Here is a 17,573-nt window from a genome sequence, read left to right as displayed (position 1 = left end):
ACTTGACCGATCTGCAGATTGCAGGTCGGTTTTTTGTGTGTAGTCCCGAAAGAAATAGAAAAACTGACAAGTGAACGTCAATCCGTCATCAAGTCAGTTTTAAGACAAGCATCTAGATTAAAAAGAAGGTGTTGTGTCAAGAAGGCGAGACTTGATTTGACGTAATAGTGCTGCAGCACGCGCTTCAAGAGGTGCTGGTAATTGATTTAAGGAGAAATATTGTAAGTCGAGACTCTCTCCATCTGTCATTTGTAATGTATCGGATACGTCTTTTGCTTGAAAGAGATGAATCACACTGTAGGTTTGGTCACCATTTGGATAACGGAAGAAGTAATCAGGACCAGAAAAGACGTCTAGCAGTTGAACGCTTTGTGCTTGAAGTCCGGTTTCTTCCTGCAACTCACGCATCGCGACTTCTTCAAGTGTCTCACCCGGTTCCATTGAACCACCGGGGAGCCCCCAACTGTGCGTATCCGAACGATATTGAAATAGCAGTTCAAATTGTGAATTCATGACGAGTATGGTCGCGCCTACACTGATCAACGGTCGATTTCCTACGATTTTTCGTAAATCTAATAAGTATCCCATCTGTTCACTCCTTTCGTATCAGTATAGAAGAATATTCATTATGACAGTTAGTAAAAAGAAATGAGGCAAAAAGACTTGCCAATTTAAAAGACACATGTTATATTAATATCTGTCGAAACGTTATATCATCGCGGGGTGGAGCAGTCTGGTAGCTCGTTGGGCTCATAACCCAAAGGTCGTCGGTTCAAATCCGGCCCCCGCAACCAATTTTTAAATAATCAAATCCGAAACGTTTATCGTCGCGGGGTGGAGCAGTCTGGTAGCTCGTTGGGCTCATAACCCAAAGGTCGTCGGTTCAAATCCGGCCCCCGCAACCAATTTTAAACTTAACTTCAACTTTACTACGAAACGTTCAGCGTTTCGTATTTTTTTTTGCCTTTTTCGTCCGGTACAATAGAGAAGGACGAACAGTACGTATTAAGGAGGAGACATCGTATGATAGAACTGGAAATGAACAGCTTGGAAGAAACGACTGCCTTGGCTCTTGAACTCGGACGACGTGCTGAAGCAGGGATGGTCATTACGCTTGACGGAGATTTAGGTGCTGGGAAAACGACTTTTACGCAAAGCTTTGCGAAAGGATTAGGTGTGACGCGTCATGTCAACAGCCCTACCTTTACGATCATGAAAGTCTATACGGGACGTCTCCCTCTCTATCATATGGATGTCTATCGCCTGGAAGGTTCCGGTGATGATATCGGACTTGAAGAGTATTTGAATGGTGAAGGCGTCGCCGTCGTCGAGTGGTCTGAATTGATTGTGGACAGCCTTCCACCGGAACGGTTGGCAATCACGATCACACGAACAGGTGACGATAGCCGCCGTTTTGAGCTGACACCGATCGGAGAACGATACATTACATTATGTGAGGGATTGAGATCATGAAAATCGTAGCTATTGATACATCGACGAAACAATTATCGGTCGCTCTTTCAAACGGAAAACAGATCGTAGCAGAAGCTTCTTACGTCACGTCTTTGAATCATGCGACAAAACTCATGCCGTTACTTGAGCGCTTGATGGCGGAAGCGAAGTGGGCACCATCCCAACTGACACGCGTCGTCGTTGCTGACGGTCCTGGTTCTTATACGGGATTACGGATTGGTGCGACAACAGCGAAGACGCTTGCCTATACACTCGGTATCGAACTGGTTGCGGTCTCGACACTTGAACTGATGGCAGCTTCGACAGGTCATACGGGACGTGTTGCAGCGATTCAAGATGCACGACGTGGATCAGGTTTTGTCGGAGTATACGACGCTGGGCAACGAATCGGTGAAGAACAACATGTCGAAATCGCCTCTTTTGTGAAGACGTTAGCGCCAGATACGCTCGTCACAGGAGACGTCGATACATTTGAAGAACTTCTTCAACCATTTGAAAAGGCGGCTCCTGCGTTTCGGACGCCGCGTGCCGGAGTGCTCGCCTTACTCGGTGCAACACGCGATTCAGTCGAAGCGCATGCGTTTGAGCCACGTTACCTGCGTCTGGCTGAAGCAGAAGCGAAATGGATCGAGGCACAGCGTCATGAGTAAGGGGATTCGTCGCATGACCGTAAACGATGCTGCAGGTGTTCACGCCGTCGAACTCGAATCGTTTGCGACACCGTGGACACTGGATGCCTTCGAAGCAGAAATGACACAAAATCCGAATGCCTATTATGTCGTTGCCGATCAAGATGGTATCGTCGGGTTTGCTGGTCTGTGGCATATTGCGGATGAAGGACATATTACAAATATTGCCGTCAAGCAGTCGCACCGCGGACAAGGACTTGGGGAAGACTTGCTAACGGCGTTGATCGCGGTCGGTCGTGCACTCGATTTACGAGCGATGACACTTGAAGTACGTGTCTCGAACACACCGGCACGAACCTTATATGAAAAACTCGGATTTCACTATGTTGGTATCCGAAAACGATATTATCAGGACAACAATGAAGATGCTGCCATCTATTGGCTGGAGCTGGAGGGAGAAGACTTATGACACAACCATTGATTCTAGCAATCGAATCGAGCTGCGACGAAACGGCGGCTGCCGTCGTTCGTGGAGGAACCAACGTCTTATCGAATGTCGTCTCGTCTCAAATTGAAAGTCATAAACGATTCGGTGGAGTCGTGCCTGAAGTGGCATCACGACATCATGTCGAACGGATCACATACGTCATCGATGATGCATTGACGGAAGCAAACGTCACGATCGACGATATCGATGCGATCGCTGTCACGGAAGGTCCCGGACTGGTCGGGGCATTACTCGTTGGTGTCAGTGCGGCAAAGACACTTGCTTTTGCGCATAATAAGCCTTTGATCGGTGTTCATCATATCGCAGGTCATATCTACGCGAATCGTCTCGTGCAAGAGCTTGAGTTCCCGCTCGTCTGTTTGATTGCATCAGGTGGGCATACGGAACTGATTTACATGCCAGAAGACGGTGTATATGAAGTCATCGGTGAAACACGTGATGATGCCGCGGGAGAAGCATATGATAAAGTCGCTCGAACATTGAAGTTACCGTATCCAGGTGGTCCACGAATCGACCAGTTGGCACAAACCGGGCAGGATACGTTCCATTTTCCACGCGTCTGGCTCGAGAAGGACTCGTATGACTTTAGCTTCAGCGGTTTAAAGTCAGCGGTCATCAATGCCGTGCATAACGCTGAGCAACGGGGAGAAGTGATCATCCCGGAAGATTTAGCTGCGAGTTTCCAAGCGAGCGTTGTCGAAGTACTCGTGACGAAGGCGGTCCGTGCCGTGAAGGATAAAGGGGGACGTCAACTGCTGCTTGCTGGTGGCGTCGCCGCCAACAAAGGATTACGTAACGGTCTCGAAGCAGCGTGTGCGAAGGAAGGAATCGATCTCGTCATTCCGCCGATGCACTTGTGTGGAGACAATGCGGCGATGATCGGAGCGGCTGCGATTCATCCATATCGCGCGTTACGCTATTCGACACTTGCCATGAATGCAGAACCTGGGCTAGATTTAAAGTAAGGAATCCGAACAACTTGGGGGAAATGGAATGAAAAAAGTCATCATCGCATTGTTAGCGGTACTGGTCATCGTCGCGATCGGACTTCAGGTCCGAGAAATCGTCAACGCATACCAAGTCGCCTATAAGGAAGAACTCGTACCTGATAAGAAAGCGGTCGAGACGAACACGAAACAACGTCCACTTTACGAAATCGGACGAGCAGAAGGGGAAAAAACCCGGATTCAAAAGTTGTACGCTTTTGATCAGACAATCAATGGGAAGCTCAGTAACGTCGTCATCGTCGATCGGAAGTACGGTTTAACGAACAAGGCGAGTGATGATTATTTCATGATTGCTCCCGGAACACCGGTGACGGATCAAGAGAAGAAGTCATTCGAACCGATGATTCAAAAGATGGATGCGGAACAAGTCCAAGCAGAAGTGATCTCGAAGCACGAGGTGACAGCTGTTGAAAACAATAAAAAACGGACTGTGACGTTATTTAAGGTCTTTTATAAAGATACGGATCAAAACGAATACCTCTTCTTCATCGAAAAAGAGGGCGGGCTGAAACTCGATCTATTCAAGAAGGGCTACTCACGTCTTTCCAATTACTAATCCATTAAAACAGCGGATTCCTAAAAAGGAGTCCGCTGTTGTTCGTTCATTGCCATTCAGTGATACCGGTCAAGTCATCATAGATGCGATCCGGATCAAGATTTAATTCTTCGACCGGAAGTCCGTTTCGATTGATCCATGCCGTTTTGAAGCCGAAACTCTTTGCCCCGGTGATGTCCCAACCGTTTGAGGACATGAAGAGGATCTCCTCGCGTTTTAAACCGAGTGTGTTCAACGCATGCATATAAGAAGCAGGTGCTGGTTTATAGTGTTTGATGTCATCAACACTGACAAGATGTTCGAACCGATCGGCTAAACCTGACTGTTCGATCAACGGATCGAGCATATCATGGGAACCATTCGAGAAGACGACCAAACGTTTATGCGCCATCGTCTCGAGAACAGAGCTAACTTCTGGGTACACATCAAGTGTCAGGTACGTCTCCATTAAAGTCGTGATTTGTTCCTCGGTCACATGGAGCTTCAGTTCGAGTAACGTATAGCGGAGGGCATCTTGTGTCACTTGGCTGAACGGCACATATTGTCCGTTTAATTGTCGGAGGAAAGAGTACTCCAGTTGTTTCTCTCGCCAGCGTTTACTGATCGCTTCTCCGTGTTCCGGATACAGCTCCTCTGCTTGTTCTTTGACGGAATGGACATCGAATAATGTACCGTAGACGTCAAAGACGAGTGCTTGAATCGTCATAAAAACATTCATCTCACTTTCATAGAGTCTGTTTTAAGAATTCCCTTACATGACGGATTCAAACGATACTTATGAATGCACCTGCTGCAAAAAGCGATGAAACGTCTGTGCGAACGCGCGACAAGCGGCTTGTTTCTCCGGTGTGTTCGGATCAAACTCAATCTTCAAGCCATTCGTGACGATGGTCGCCCCAGCTTCTTTTAATGCGTCTTCAATCAAATCAACGGCTGCGCAGTACTTCGGATAATCAAGATCACCCGAGCCAAAAGCAGCAGCCGGCATCCCGTCTAAAAATTGTTCCCGTAGCTCCTCGACGAAATCTTCTGCTTCATACGGTAAATCACCGTCTCCCCATGTATATGAGCCGAGTAGTAGACCATCAAAACGTGATAGATCCTCCCCGACGAATTGATCCAGTTCTGTGATCGTCACGTTGACATCGTGTTGCTCGAGCTCACGTTGAATGATCGAGACGATATCTTCCGTATTACCGGACATGCTGACGAATCCAATTGCAATCTGCATGCATGTTCCTCCTTTCGCTGTACTTCCTTACTTTAATTGATAATGATTATCAATGTCAAAAGATCATATGAAAAAACACCTTCCGAAGAAGATGCTTTTTCATACATTAGTCTTGTAGTTCGGCCCATTCCTCAATGGAACGAATGACCGGTTCGAGTTGACGCCCTTTGTCGGTCAAACTGTATTGAATCTTAATCGGACGATCGGGAATGACAGTCCGGATGACGATGCCTTCCGCTTCAAGCTCCTTCATACGTTCCGTGAGCATGCGACCTGATAATTCGGGGATGGCATCTTGAATCTCATTGAAACGACATGTCTTCGTCAACAAGTGACGTAAAATCAGACCTGTCCATTTCTTACCTAAGATTTCAAAGGCATGTTCGACTTTGGGACAAAGAGCCGTTTGGATTGCGACTTCTTCCATCAGCACTCATCCTTTCTATAGTTGTAGTATACCCGCTTCTGCTAAAAAAATCGAATCATTTTACTTAATGTAACAAAAAGAACTAAAACAAATCTATTTACTTTTAGTAAGTGATAAGATATAGTCTGTTTATCAAGTTACTTAAAGTAACTTGATAAACATTAGGTAAAAGGAGAAGAGAGAAATGATGGATACAGGACTTTTAATCATTCGTTTAATCATCGGTTTAACATTTGCTGCACACGGGACACAAAAATTATTTGGTTGGTTTGGTGGACACGGCATCGCTGGAACAGGCGGTTGGTTCGAATCAATCGGCATGAAGCCAGGGAAGGCACTCGCGATTACAGCGGGTCTTGCTGAATTAATCGGTGGATTATTGTTTGCAGGCGGGGTATTCCTCTGGATCGCTGCAATCCTCATCATCGGTTCGATGCTTGTCGCGATCGTTAAAGTACACGGTGCGAATGGTTACTGGGTGACGCAGAACGGGTACGAATACAACATGGCATTGATCGTTATCGCCCTTGGAGTGGCGATGATCGGTGCTGGAGACTATTCACTCGCTGCACTCATCGGGTGAGGAAAAAGGTGGGTCATTCATGAAGTTCGAGGCATCAACGCTTAGCGCAAAAGACAATTATAAATTACTGATCGGAAGCATCATTCCGCGTCCGATTGCCTTCGTGACGACGCTAGGGGAAGACGGGACGGTCAACGCAGCCCCCTTTTCCTTCTTTACGGTCGCATCAAGTAGTCCGCCACAACTGGTGATTGCCGTACAACGGACGGATCAGGGACAAAAGGATACGGCACGTAATATCCTAGCAAGACAAAGCTATGTCATCCATATCGTCAGCGAAGAAATCGTCGACGCTGTCAATGAGACGGCTGCGCCACTCGCTTACGGTGAAAGTGAACTCGAACGGACGGATTTAACGCTCGTCGATAGCGATGCAATCGACGTGCCCGGAATCGCGGAAGCGAAAATCCGGTTCGAGATGTGCTTAACACAACATGTCGAGCTAGAAGGTGCCGATCTTTTGATCGGGGAAGTACTGCGCTATCACGTCGCGGATGAACTCGTCGAGTCGTTCCGGATCGATGCGGCAGGATTGAAGGCTGTCGCTCGCTTAGCAGGAAATGATTATGCGACGATCGGGAAAACGTTTACGATTGCTCGACCGACAAAATGATAGAAGTGTGAATGCTTGATTCAGTGTACGATCCATGTTGACGACGAACGTTTCGATTTAAATAAAAAGGAGTGGTGAGACCGGTCTAGCTACCGGAATCTCCACTCCTTTTTTCATATCGCGTATCTAGTTCATCGATCGGACTTCAAGGTTGTGGATCGATTTCGTTTGAAGAACCTTCGAGTCCGTGACGTTTACTATACTGATAACCATCGAGCAAATAAAAAATGATTGCCAGCGCCCAAACCCCGACACAACTGATCAAAAAGGCAGTCAAGGGAGTGACGCTACCATAATAGGATATGATCAATGGATCATTGAGTTCGACGAACAGTTGTGTCGTTAGAAGCGTACAACATAGTCCAGAGAGTAGACTGACGAGAAGACCGCTCCATGTCTGGATGACAAGTCCGATCATGCAAGAAATCAGAAGGAACAAAGGAAGAGCAGCATTAAAGGCATCCGGGCGGATGAAGGCGGACACGTAGTCCGCATACATCGGAACGAAATAAAGAATACCGGATAACAGTCCTTGAATCAGGTTGATGAAAAAGCTTTTCGTTCGCATCAGTGTTGGTTCTCCCATCGTTCCATCAATTCAAGTAGATCGACATCGATCTGGTCTCGTTCCGCAGATAACGCTGTCGCTTTTGGAATATCATTAAAAACTTCCGGTTCGCAAAGCAACTGTTCGATTTCCGCTGAACGCTGTTCGAGCCGTTCAATATCTTGTTCGAGTTGTTCGATTTGCTGACGGCGTTTTTTTTCTTCTTTCTGTGCTTCTTTGTCGATCGTCTTCGATGCCGTGACTTTTGCCGCTTTTGCCTCTTCGGCTTCAAGGCGAGCGATTTCTTCTTGTTCAGCCTTCTTCTCTGTGTAGTACGAATAATCGCCGAGGTATTCTGTCACACCAGCTTCACTCATCTCGATGACGCGTGTCGCGATCCGATCGATGAAGTACCGGTCATGGGAAACGAAGAGTAGCGTACCTTCATAGTCGACGAGAGCGTTCTCAAGTACCATCTTCGAATCCAGATCCAAGTGGTTCGTTGGCTCGTCAAGGATGAGGACGTTAGTCTTCCGGAGTTTCAGTTTTGCGAGCGCGAGACGTCCGCGTTCGCCACCGGACAATTCATGGACAATCTTGAAGACATCGTCGCCGCTGAACAGGAATTGTCCGAGCACAGAACGGACTTCTTGTTCGCGCATCAGTGGCCATTCGTTCCAAATCTCATCGATGACACGATTCCGGTCATTGAGTTCTGCTTGCTCTTGATCGTAATACCCGATCGAGACGCCGGTGCCAAAACGGAAATCACCGAAGAGAGGACGTAAACGACCGACGAGGACTTTTAAGAGCGTCGACTTCCCGATTCCGTTCGGTCCGACGAGTGCCAGTGATTCGCCGCGTTGCAAGCGGAACGTGATGTCTTTTGAGACAGCTTCTTCGTAACCGATTGCCAATTGATTGACTTGAAGAACGTCATTCCCGCTCTGTTTTTCGATTGGGAAGGAGAGGACCGTACTGCGTTCATCTCCATCTGGTCGGTCGAGCCGGTCGACCTTCTCGAGCCGTTTTCGAACGCTTTGAGCACGCTTTGTCGTTGTCGCCCGAGCGATGTTTCGTTGAATGAAATCCTGCATCTTCGCGATTTCTTCTTGCTGCTGTTCGAACTGTTTCATTTCTTGATCGTACAATGCCGCTTTTTGCTCGAGGTACTTCGTATAGTTCCCAGTGAACTTACGACAGACATTACGAGAGAGCTCATAGACGACATTGACGACTTGATCGAGGAAGTACCGATCGTGCGAGACGATCAGAACGGCACCACGATAACCACCGAGGTAACTTTCAAGCCAAGCGAGCGTATCGATATCCAGATGGTTCGTCGGTTCATCGAGAATGAGAAGCTCTGGTGCTTGCAGGAGCATCTTCGCTAAGGCGAGCCGTGTCCGTTGACCTCCGGACAATGTCTGGATCCGGCGTGAGTAATCGTCTGGATAAAAGCGCATGCCGTGCAGGACGGAGCGAATATTCGCTTCGAACTGATAACCACCTGCTTCTGAGAAGTCATGTTGTGCTTGATCGTACGTCTTCAGAAGTCGATCGTAAGCGACCGGGTCGTTCAAGATGTGCTCCATGCCCATCTCGATTTCCATCCGGCGCAGTGTCCGTTCTTGTTCTTGCAGATGTTCAAAGACGGTCAGCATCTCGTTCCAGATCGTCTCATTCGATTCGAGACCACTGTCTTGCGCGAGATAGCCGATTTTGACATCTTTACCTTTCATGATATCGCCCGAGTCATGACTGAGTTCACCAGCGATGATTTTGAGCAAGGTTGATTTACCGGCACCATTTCGACCGACGAGCGCAATTCGGTCGCGCTCTTGTACTTCCAATTTGATATTTTCTAAAATCGGCTCGACGCCGAATGATTTCGAGAGTTGGTTGACTTGTAAGAGTATCATTTCCATCCATCCTTCCACCCTTTAGTCTATCACGAACAAAAGCGCGAGGTCCTGCGGAATATATTATTTGTGACTCTATGTGAAGTGGTTTACAATCAAGGAGAGTAGAAAGCTTTTTGCAAAGATTTGGGTGCCACGATGGATGTGGCCGAAGGGGGAACTGCAGGATGAATGGATCAGACACAAAAATTCCACAAGCGACAGCAAAACGGTTGCCGCTATATTATCGCTTCATCCAAAGTTTATACAATTCAGGCAAGCTCCGCGTCTCTTCTGCTGAGTTAAGCGAGGCGGTGAAGGTTGATTCAGCAACGATTCGTCGCGATTTTTCCTACTTTGGGGCACTAGGGAAGAAGGGGTATGGATATAACGTTCAACATCTCTTAACGTTTTTCCGGAAAACCTTGAATCAAGATGAGGTGACGAATGTTGCCTTAATCGGGGTCGGTCATCTCGGAACAGCGTTTGCAAATTATAACTTTTTAAAGAATAATAGTACTCGGATAGTCGTTGCGTTTGATGCGGACGAAGAGAAGGTCGGAACAACGACGCATGACGTTCCAATCTATCATGTTTCGGACATGAAAGAACAAATCGAAGCGAATCAGGTCGATGTCGCCATCTTGACGGTTCCATCCCAGTTCGCACAGTCAGTAGCGGATGAGTTAGTCGAGTATGGTGTGACAGGCATTCTGAACTTTACGCCTGCACGGTTGAACGTGCCAGCGAGCGTTCGGGTTCATCACATCGATTTATCGATCGAGTTGCAGTCGTTAGTTTATTTCATGAAGCATTATTCGCAATCAGCTGAAGGAGTGAAATCATAATGGAAAACCTTATCCCGCTCACGTTAGGTATCGGACCTGCGAGTATCGGATTAATTGCTGTCGTCGCGTTGATCATCTTCGGACCGAAGAAGTTGCCGGAATTCGGTCGTGCTGCCGGTCAAACATTGAAAGAGTTCAAGAATGCCACGAACGGCATCATGGACGACGATAAAAAGGACGAACCGAAAGAGAAGTGATTGAATCATGACGGTTGATCAAGAACAAAGCATGACGTCGCACCTAGACGAACTGCGTAAGCGGATTGTCTGGTCGCTCCTCATCGTCGTCGTCCTGTTCGCTGTCGCATTTCCGCTCGTTCGACCGCTCGTCCGTTTTCTGCAAGCGGACTTAAAAGAGCTCGGTATCGGATTAAATGCCTTCAACGTCGCCGATCCTTTAATGTTGTATTTGAATCTTGCGTTCATCATCGCGCTGATTTTAGCGTCACCGTTCTGGATGTATCAACTGTGGGCATTCGTCCGACCAGGGCTTTATGAAAAGGAACAAAAAGCAACACTGACGTATATTCCAGTCATCTTCTTTCTATTTTTGGCTGGTGTAGCCTTCTCGTATTTCTGGTTGCTTCCCTTCTTGCTCGAAGTCTCAACGGATCTCGGGAAAGAATTGGGGATCGAGCAAGTCATCGGGGTCGAAAACTACTTCAGTTTCTTGATCCGGTTGACGATGCCGTTTGGTCTTCTCTTCCAATTGCCGGTCGTGACGATGTTCCTGACACGTCTTGGTCTTGTGACGCCATATTTCATGCGAAAGAATCGAAAATATGCGTATTTCGCGCTGTTCGTCGTTGCGGCATTGATCGCACCGCCGGACGTGACGTCACACTTGATGATCTCAGTGCCGTTGTTCGTTCTCTATGAAATCAGTATCTTGATTTCCGCGCGGACGTATAAAAAGGTCTTGATCCTCGAGCAACAGGCAGAGCTTGAACGACAGGCGGATTTGATGCGTGAATTGAATAAATGAATCGTGAATTCCTTCCAGCCATTTCGGGAGGAATTCTTTTTTATGAAAGCGTTATGTTTATATTGATAAAGCAGTTAGCGATGCGTATACTAAAGATAATTCATGGGGGCTTAGCTCAGCTGGGAGAGCGTTTGGCTGGCAGCCAAAAGGTCGTCGGTTCGATCCCGATAGTCTCCACCAAGTTCATACGTTCAACTCCTCGAGTGCTCGAGGAGTTTTTTTATGTTCCCAGTTAAATTCCTTCCAAATATAAAATGTCACCAAAAAGAAAAAAATTAAAAAAATAGACAAATATAAATTGTTTATTTCCATTAACTTCATTAAACTAAAAATACAGAATTTTCGTTAAACTGTTTTATTAGTATTACTACTATGGTTTTACAGAAAAGGGGAAACGAACGCATGAAGAAGAAGATTGCACTTATGGCAGCCGTCTTAATGACGTCTTCCAATCTAGTCAGTGCGCAAGGTGCACTGTCCTCGCAAGACAAAGCGACGGGTCAAAAACCGCAGGCGCTCTCACTGAAGAAATCGGGACAAGAAAAGAACTACAAACAATCGGATAAAGTCCGAGTCGTCATCGAGATGGAACAAAAACCGGCGATTCAAATCGCCCAATCTCAAAACAAGCGGTATAGCACATTGAGCAATGCCGAAAAGGAATCGATCAAGGATCGACTCGTCAGCGTCCAAAAATCAGTCAAGTCAGCTATCGCTAAAAAGGCGATTCCTGTTACATATAAAGAAAGCTTCACAACCGTCATCAATGGATTCAGTGGTGAAGTGAAGTTCGGTGACATCGAAGATATCAAACAACTCGAAGGAGTCAAAAGTGTACATATCGCGCACGAATATGCGCGCCCAACCGTCGATAAAGGTGCCAAGCCAGACATGCTGTATAGCAAGGACATGGTCAATGCGAAGGAAACATGGCAGGACTATGGCTTTAAAGGGGAAGGAACCGTCGTCGCGGTCATCGATACGGGGATTGATCCATCGCACAAAGACATGGTCTTGAGTCCAGAGACAAAGGTGGATTTAACCTCTTCGAAGGTCGAGAGTGCGAAAGAAACAAAAGGTTTAAAAGGAAAGTATTTCACGGAAAAAGTACCGTACGGCTATAACTATGCCGATCACGACAGCGAAATCCGTGACTTAGGTGCGGGGGCATCGATGCACGGGATGCACGTCGCAGGTACGGTCGGAGCAAACGGCGATGAAGCAAACGGTGGTATCAAAGGGGTCGCGCCGGAAACACAGCTCCTCGCGATGAAAGTCTTCGGAAACGATCCAGGAATGCCATCGACATTCAGCGATATCTACATTAAAGCGATCGATGATGCGATTGCACTCGGAGCCGATGTCATCAACATGAGTCTCGGTTCGACGGCATCGTTCGTCAATTCAGATGCTCCAGAACAACGCGCAATCGTCAACGCGATGAACAACGGTATCTTGTGTGCGATCTCTGCTGGTAACTCGGCGTTTGCAGGTCATGGTGCGGGTAATCCATATACAGCAAACCCGGATATCGGTGTCGTTGGTGCACCAGGATTGACGAGCCAGGCGCTTCAAGTCGCGTCACTCGAAAATACGAAATTGACGCTTGAAGGCATGGCGCTGACGATCGACGGTCAGGATGCCGGTTATTTGGCATACCAAAAACAAGATTCGCCGAATCCGATTGCCGTCTTCGATAAAGAGAAGAAGGATGTCGTGTATGTCGGTGACGGTCAAGCTTCGAACTATGAAGGTAAAGACGTCAAAGGGAAAGTCGTCTTCGTCGTGCGTAACGGTGGTTTCAACTACGGTATGATCCAAGCAGAAGCTGAGAAGCAAGGGGCAGCAGGTGTCATCGTCCGCGGTCGAGTCGATCACGGGGATTACGTCAGCATGGCGCTCAACAATCCGACGATTCCACTCGTCACGCTTAGCATCGCGGACGGGAATGATCTCGAAGCAAAAGCAAAAGAAGGCAAGGCAATCGCAGTGACATTTGACGGAAAAGCGGTCTCAACCGATAACCCGGTCGCAGGACAAATGTCTGACTTCACGTCATGGGGTGTCACGCCAAGCCTTGACTTCAAGCCAGAAATCACGGCACCAGGTGGGAAAATCTATTCGACGCTTAATGATAACGAGTATGGCGTCATGAGCGGTACATCGATGGCAGCACCACACGTCGCTGGTGGAACAGCACTCGTCATGCAACGGATTGCGAAGGACTTCAAAGTCACTGGTGCAACACGCGTTAAACTCGCCAAAAACATCTTGATGAATACATCGCGTCCGCAACTCGATCAAGGAAAATACAACGCAGAACTGAAAACAGGCAATTTCTACTCCCCACGTCGTGAGGGAGCTGGACTGATGGATCTTCGTGCTGCGATGAAGACACCAGTCGTCATCACAGAGACAAAGTCAGGTGAAGGCAAGGCATCCTTGAAGGAAGTCGGCGAGAAGTTCACATTCACGCTTGATTTAAAAAACTACAGCAATGAAAAAGTGACGTATAAGCTAGCGGGAACGGTTCAATCAGATCTCGGTGCACAAGGATCGAACTTCCTTGAAGCAAATGGAATCTTCAAAAAAGGAACGATTGGTACGGTAGATGCCAACATAGGCACATACCCGATCTCATTTGCAGTCGGCTCGAAGAAAGCGAGTTCAGTCTCGATTAATCCGAAGAGCTCAACGAAAGTCAGCGTGTCAGTCGATTTGAAGAACACGACTGACTGGGCGAACGAGCTTCCGCTTGAACAAGTCTTTAAAAACGGCTACTTCGTCGAAGGATTCGTCCGTCTGATCGATACGAAGAGCAAAAATCCAGAACTGACAGTTCCTTATGTTGGATTCAAAGGAAAATGGGATCAAGCTCCGATTTTAGATGCACCATTGTACGATAAAAACAACACGTTCTACGGATTGACAGGTCTAGCGACTGAAGTGAAGGACAATTTCGAATTCCTTGGTACGAATGCCGCTGGAAAAGTTGTCGCGAACAAAGTCTCGTTCTCACCGAACAACGACGGTAGCGCAGATGAAGCTTTCCCGATCATCTCATTCCTTCGAAATGCGAAAAAAGTCGAGTATTCGATTCTTGACCGGAATAAAACAACACTTCAGAAGCTTGATATGCAAACGGACGTCGTCAAGAACTACTATGATAGCGGTTCAGAGAAGGGCTACACACCAGTCACAAGCGCTGCTTGGGACGGAACGATCAACGGGAAACCGGTCAAAGATGGTCTTTACTACTACAAAGTCAAATCGGTGATCGATTATCCGAACGCAAAATGGCAGACGAATCTCTTCCCAGTCTATGTCGATACGAAAAAGCCAGCAGCGACTGTGAAATGGAATGCTGCGAAATCAACGCTTTCATGGACAGCAGGCGACCAAGGAACAGGAGTTGCGTCATACGATATCCTCGTCAATGGAAAGAGTGTCTTAAAGCAACCACTTGCCGCAACAGAAAAAGCGTACACGTTGACGGATCTGCCGGAGCGCGCGAAGATTGCCTTCGTCGTCAAAGACTATGCTGGAAACAGTGTGAAAAAAGACGTCAACACGACAGGCGTTGATAAAGCCGTACCAAATGTTCAAATCGATACACCGGTCGCTCTTGGTCTTGCAACATCAAAAGTCATCAACATCGCGGGTCATGTCTCTGATGAGTCAGGTATCAAATCGTTCAAGATCAACGGAAAAACTGTTAAACTGCGTTTCGATGCAGCCCAACAAAACTATGCGTTCAGCCATGACGTGACGTACACGACGGATGGCGTCAAGTCATTCAAGGTCGAAGCATACGATGGAAAAGGGAATCGTGTGGCGTTCAACCGTCAAGTCATCATCGACACAGAATTACCAACGATTCGTGTCACAGCACCAAAAACCGTCTCAAGTAAAACAAAAACAGCTGAGATGAAGATCGTACTTCGCGATAACTACAGCGAATTACGCTTCGACTTCAATGGTAGCGCGGAATACCGCCGGACGTTCAAAGAACCGTACGTCATGAAAGCCTTCAAAAAGACGATCACGAAAAAAGTGACGCTCAAAAAAGGAAAAAACACGTACAACTTGAAACTGAAGGATCTGGGTGGACACGTCGTTACGAAAACAGTCGTCATCACGAAAAAATAAGGTAACATTGAACAAGCCAGGCGGAAATCCGTCTGGCTTTTCGTTGTGTATCGAAGCGCCATGAAGGGTTTATGAGACGAGTGGAGCGGGAAATTTAAGAGCAGAAACAATTAGAGGGGGAACAACCATGAATCCGTTTACGACATTAATCGCCTTCATCGTAGGGTGTCTCGTCTTATATCTCGGTATCCGTGACAAAAATGGCTGGCTGATCGGTGTCGCGTTGATACCGCTCGCGATCGTTGCCTATAGTGTCATCTATCTGATCATCCAGGTCAGTGCATAGTCTCTAATGAAAGATGTCTTGTCCGAAGCGACAAGACATCTTTTTTTTCGAAAAATCGTACTAGATATGAAACCGATGCAGTAAAATGTAAGTATATGACAGTATAGAGAGGTGGGAGATCATGGAACACGTACATACACAAACGAAAGCATTAGCGACGTTATACGAAGAGATGCACCAAAAGACACAGACCGGCATGTGGGTCATGCTTGCGGCATTCTTAGCGCTCAGTAACACACTCGAGAAACCAATCTACGCGATGATCGTCCCGTTATTGTATTTTGGCTACGACATGTTCGTACAACGCAAGCGGTTCGCGCTTGTTGCGGAATATACATCAGAGACTTCTGCAAGACGGCTTTATCACGTGCATGTGTTGATCGGGATCTTACAATACGGAGCACTCGCTGGTCTGATCGTTTGGGCAGTCGATCGCCCGAATACATCTTTCTTGATCGGTCTCGTCATCGTCGTCATTCCGTTCTACTGGATCTGCCGAAAAACGTTAGAGTTCGTCTCACGAAAGATCGATCCAACATATGTGACGGAAAAAGAAATTCATCAAGCTCGCTAAAGGAGAAGGTATTATGCAAACGGCTCGTGAAGAACGCCTACAAAAACTTGCCCTCGCGTATCGGGATGTCGAATGGCTCGGCACACGCTGGTATTGGAACGTGTTTCTATTCATAACAGTCGGTGTTTTGATTGAGTGGACGGATCTCCCGATTTTGATTTTGACGATTCCAGCCGTTTTTCTCGGATCCGATTTTCGCTACCAACTAAAAAAACGAAAAATTTTAGACGGCTATCTCTCAAACGCACAGGTTCGTCGGCAATTTTTACTTCGTACCGGCAGTCACGTCCTGCTGTATGCCGTATTGACGATCGTCATCATTCAGACGATCGATAGACCATTTTGGCAGATGTTTGTTGCGATATTTGCGATTTTAACACCACTCTATTTCATCAGTGAATGGATCATCCGACGTGATGGAAAGCGTGATCCAGATTATATCAGTGACGTTGAAGTTGCCCGCTTCGTCAGACAGAAAGGAACATCACAATGGAACACCTATTCGAGCGACAAGCACGTCTGAACCTATTGGTACGTCCTGTGCGTTCCGTCGCCTATTTCTTTTTGGTCCCTGGATTGATTTTTGCGGTACCTGCTTGGTTTATGCCGACAATTACATCCGTCTTTCTTCAGATCATGCTCTTTTGTCTTTGCGCGACAGCAGTCTCTCGAGAAATTGTCCGTCTACGGCTCATGAAGTCATATTTAACACCAACTATGTATCAACAAACCGTTCAAAAGGTCGCTCGTCTGACAATCATCGGGTATGTCGTGGCATGGCTGATTGCCGTCGTCATGCTGTCGATTCCAAGTGCTCCTGGTTATTTATTCGTCGTCTTCCTCTTTTGGATTGGTGGGTTTAATCTTGGTATCACTCGACTGAATCGGTTAGCCAAACAAATCGATCCAGCCTACGTCTCGATGGGGGAAATCGAACGTGCGTGGTGGAAACGGTAAAGCAAAAAATCCGCATCAATCAGCGAAAGTGAACTGCTCCCTGTCAAGTAGACAGGACAAATAATAAAAATCCTTTAAACGGCTTGCGCTCTGTATTCTAATGGAGCCAAGCCGTTTAATCGTTGTTGATCTCGTTCATCTCTTCGATGATTTTCATGTTCTCCGTCTCACGAGTCTGTGGTATACCAATCCGGCGTAACCACTTGTAGTAGGCAGCGCGCGAGACTCCAGCGAGGTGACACAGGGCGATGATCGGGTAACCAAATTGCTCTACCGATGATTGAATGGCTTCATATTTAT

At 47.1% G+C, this 17,573-nt stretch carries 21 protein-coding genes, 3 tRNA genes and 1 pseudogene; 18 read left to right on the top strand and 7 right to left on the bottom strand.

What is annotated here, in order from left to right; all coding sequences use genetic code 11:
- Positions 1–117: 117 nt before the first annotated feature.
- Entirely contained in the window at positions 118–588 is a 471-nt protein-coding gene (locus Q9R23_RS15570) for an NUDIX hydrolase (protein ID WP_311247403.1), read from the bottom strand.
- Positions 589–717: 129 nt separating this feature from the next.
- Here Q9R23_RS15570 and Q9R23_RS15565 point away from each other — a divergent pair.
- The 7 genes from Q9R23_RS15565 to Q9R23_RS15535 all read left to right on the top strand — a co-directional run bounded on the left by Q9R23_RS15565 (position 718) and on the right by Q9R23_RS15535 (position 4,173).
- A tRNA-Met gene (locus Q9R23_RS15565) sits at positions 718–794 on the top strand.
- Between the two features lie 34 nt (positions 795–828).
- Positions 829–905, top strand: a tRNA-Met gene (locus Q9R23_RS15560).
- Positions 906–1,023: 118 nt separating this feature from the next.
- A complete protein-coding gene (gene tsaE, locus Q9R23_RS15555; RefSeq protein ID WP_311247402.1) occupies positions 1,024–1,473 on the top strand; it encodes a tRNA (adenosine(37)-N6)-threonylcarbamoyltransferase complex ATPase subunit type 1 TsaE in 450 nt (149 codons plus the stop codon).
- Entirely contained in the window at positions 1,470–2,123 is a 654-nt protein-coding gene (tsaB, locus tag Q9R23_RS15550) for a tRNA (adenosine(37)-N6)-threonylcarbamoyltransferase complex dimerization subunit type 1 TsaB (RefSeq protein WP_214852007.1), read from the top strand. The genes tsaE and tsaB overlap by 4 nt, the downstream gene beginning before the upstream one ends.
- Before the next feature lie 13 nt (positions 2,124–2,136).
- The gene (gene rimI / locus Q9R23_RS15545) at positions 2,137–2,571 is read left to right on the top strand and encodes a ribosomal protein S18-alanine N-acetyltransferase (protein WP_035410841.1); all 435 of its coding nucleotides are present in this window, start codon (positions 2,137–2,139) and stop codon (positions 2,569–2,571) included.
- Complete coding sequence (gene tsaD, locus Q9R23_RS15540; RefSeq protein WP_311247401.1) at positions 2,568–3,575, top strand: tRNA (adenosine(37)-N6)-threonylcarbamoyltransferase complex transferase subunit TsaD; 1,008 nt, start codon at positions 2,568–2,570, stop codon at positions 3,573–3,575. Before rimI ends, tsaD begins: the two co-directional genes overlap by 4 nt.
- Before the next feature lie 28 nt (positions 3,576–3,603).
- Positions 3,604–4,173, top strand: a complete 570-nt coding sequence (locus Q9R23_RS15535) for a hypothetical protein (RefSeq protein ID WP_290757012.1) — start codon at positions 3,604–3,606, stop codon at positions 4,171–4,173.
- 46 nt (positions 4,174–4,219) lie between these two features.
- Here the strand turns inward: Q9R23_RS15535 and Q9R23_RS15530 are convergent, their stop codons facing one another.
- From Q9R23_RS15530 to Q9R23_RS15520, 3 genes are all read right to left on the bottom strand, one after another.
- A complete protein-coding gene (locus Q9R23_RS15530) occupies positions 4,220–4,879 on the bottom strand; it encodes a haloacid dehalogenase type II (RefSeq protein WP_311247400.1) in 660 nt (219 codons plus the stop codon).
- Positions 4,880–4,948: 69 nt separating this feature from the next.
- Positions 4,949–5,404: a flavodoxin gene (locus Q9R23_RS15525; RefSeq protein ID WP_214852008.1), complete on the bottom strand. Its 456-nt coding sequence runs from the start codon at positions 5,402–5,404 to the stop codon at positions 4,949–4,951.
- Between the two features lie 106 nt (positions 5,405–5,510).
- Positions 5,511–5,831, bottom strand: coding sequence for a winged helix-turn-helix transcriptional regulator (locus Q9R23_RS15520; RefSeq protein ID WP_214852009.1), 321 nt, complete (start codon positions 5,829–5,831; stop codon positions 5,511–5,513).
- 184 nt (positions 5,832–6,015) lie between these two features.
- Between Q9R23_RS15520 and Q9R23_RS15515 the strand changes: the two genes are divergently transcribed.
- Positions 6,016–6,414 (top strand): DoxX family protein, encoded by a 399-nt coding sequence (locus Q9R23_RS15515; protein ID WP_035410825.1) that lies wholly within the window; start codon positions 6,016–6,018, stop codon positions 6,412–6,414.
- A gap of 19 nt (positions 6,415–6,433) precedes the next feature.
- Complete coding sequence (locus tag Q9R23_RS15510) at positions 6,434–7,027, top strand: flavin reductase family protein (RefSeq protein WP_311247399.1); 594 nt, start codon at positions 6,434–6,436, stop codon at positions 7,025–7,027.
- A 145-nt stretch (positions 7,028–7,172) separates the two neighbouring features.
- On the opposite strand, the gene Q9R23_RS15505 is transcribed toward Q9R23_RS15510, so the two are convergent.
- Both Q9R23_RS15505 and Q9R23_RS15500 read right to left on the bottom strand, forming a co-directional pair.
- On the bottom strand, positions 7,173–7,595 hold the full coding sequence (locus tag Q9R23_RS15505; protein WP_214852012.1) for a hypothetical protein: 423 nt from the start codon (positions 7,593–7,595) through the stop codon (positions 7,173–7,175).
- Entirely contained in the window at positions 7,595–9,496 is a 1,902-nt protein-coding gene (locus tag Q9R23_RS15500; protein ID WP_035410903.1) for an ATP-binding cassette domain-containing protein, read from the bottom strand. Before Q9R23_RS15500 ends, Q9R23_RS15505 begins: the two co-directional genes overlap by 1 nt.
- 167 nt (positions 9,497–9,663) lie before the next feature.
- On the opposite strand from Q9R23_RS15500, the gene Q9R23_RS15495 reads away from it, so the two are divergent.
- The 9 genes from Q9R23_RS15495 to Q9R23_RS15455 all read left to right on the top strand — a co-directional run bounded on the left by Q9R23_RS15495 (position 9,664) and on the right by Q9R23_RS15455 (position 17,273).
- Complete coding sequence (locus tag Q9R23_RS15495) at positions 9,664–10,323, top strand: redox-sensing transcriptional repressor Rex (RefSeq protein WP_290756292.1); 660 nt, start codon at positions 9,664–9,666, stop codon at positions 10,321–10,323.
- Positions 10,323–10,520 (top strand): twin-arginine translocase TatA/TatE family subunit, encoded by a 198-nt coding sequence (locus Q9R23_RS15490; protein ID WP_029342825.1) that lies wholly within the window; start codon positions 10,323–10,325, stop codon positions 10,518–10,520. The genes Q9R23_RS15495 and Q9R23_RS15490 overlap by 1 nt, the downstream gene beginning before the upstream one ends.
- Before the next feature lie 7 nt (positions 10,521–10,527).
- Positions 10,528–11,307 (top strand): twin-arginine translocase subunit TatC, encoded by a 780-nt coding sequence (gene tatC, locus Q9R23_RS15485; protein ID WP_035410816.1) that lies wholly within the window; start codon positions 10,528–10,530, stop codon positions 11,305–11,307.
- A 104-nt stretch (positions 11,308–11,411) separates the two neighbouring features.
- Positions 11,412–11,487 (top strand) — tRNA-Ala (locus Q9R23_RS15480).
- Between the two features lie 222 nt (positions 11,488–11,709).
- Positions 11,710–15,456 (top strand): S8 family serine peptidase, encoded by a 3,747-nt coding sequence (locus Q9R23_RS15475; protein ID WP_311247398.1) that lies wholly within the window; start codon positions 11,710–11,712, stop codon positions 15,454–15,456.
- 127 nt (positions 15,457–15,583) lie between these two features.
- Positions 15,584–15,742, top strand: a complete 159-nt coding sequence (locus Q9R23_RS15470; RefSeq protein ID WP_034801002.1) for a hypothetical protein — start codon at positions 15,584–15,586, stop codon at positions 15,740–15,742.
- A gap of 121 nt (positions 15,743–15,863) precedes the next feature.
- Positions 15,864–16,316, top strand: a complete 453-nt coding sequence (locus tag Q9R23_RS15465) for a hypothetical protein (RefSeq protein ID WP_214852019.1) — start codon at positions 15,864–15,866, stop codon at positions 16,314–16,316.
- A 13-nt stretch (positions 16,317–16,329) separates the two neighbouring features.
- Positions 16,330–16,839, top strand: a complete 510-nt coding sequence (locus tag Q9R23_RS15460; RefSeq protein WP_214852020.1) for a hypothetical protein — start codon at positions 16,330–16,332, stop codon at positions 16,837–16,839.
- Positions 16,806–17,273, top strand: coding sequence for a hypothetical protein (locus tag Q9R23_RS15455; protein ID WP_311247397.1), 468 nt, complete (start codon positions 16,806–16,808; stop codon positions 17,271–17,273). Before Q9R23_RS15460 ends, Q9R23_RS15455 begins: the two co-directional genes overlap by 34 nt.
- A 115-nt stretch (positions 17,274–17,388) precedes the next feature.
- On the opposite strand, the pseudogene Q9R23_RS15450 reads toward Q9R23_RS15455, so the two are convergent.
- A pseudogene (locus tag Q9R23_RS15450) lies at positions 17,389–17,573 on the bottom strand (IS3 family transposase); the annotation flags it as partial.

The sequence above is a fragment of the Exiguobacterium sp. BRG2 genome, assembly GCF_031844245.1.
GTDB lineage: Bacteria > Bacillota > Bacilli > Exiguobacteriales > Exiguobacteriaceae > Exiguobacterium_A.
The sequence above is the reverse complement of the archived record's forward strand: the minus strand, read 5'-3'. Positions and strand labels throughout refer to the sequence as shown.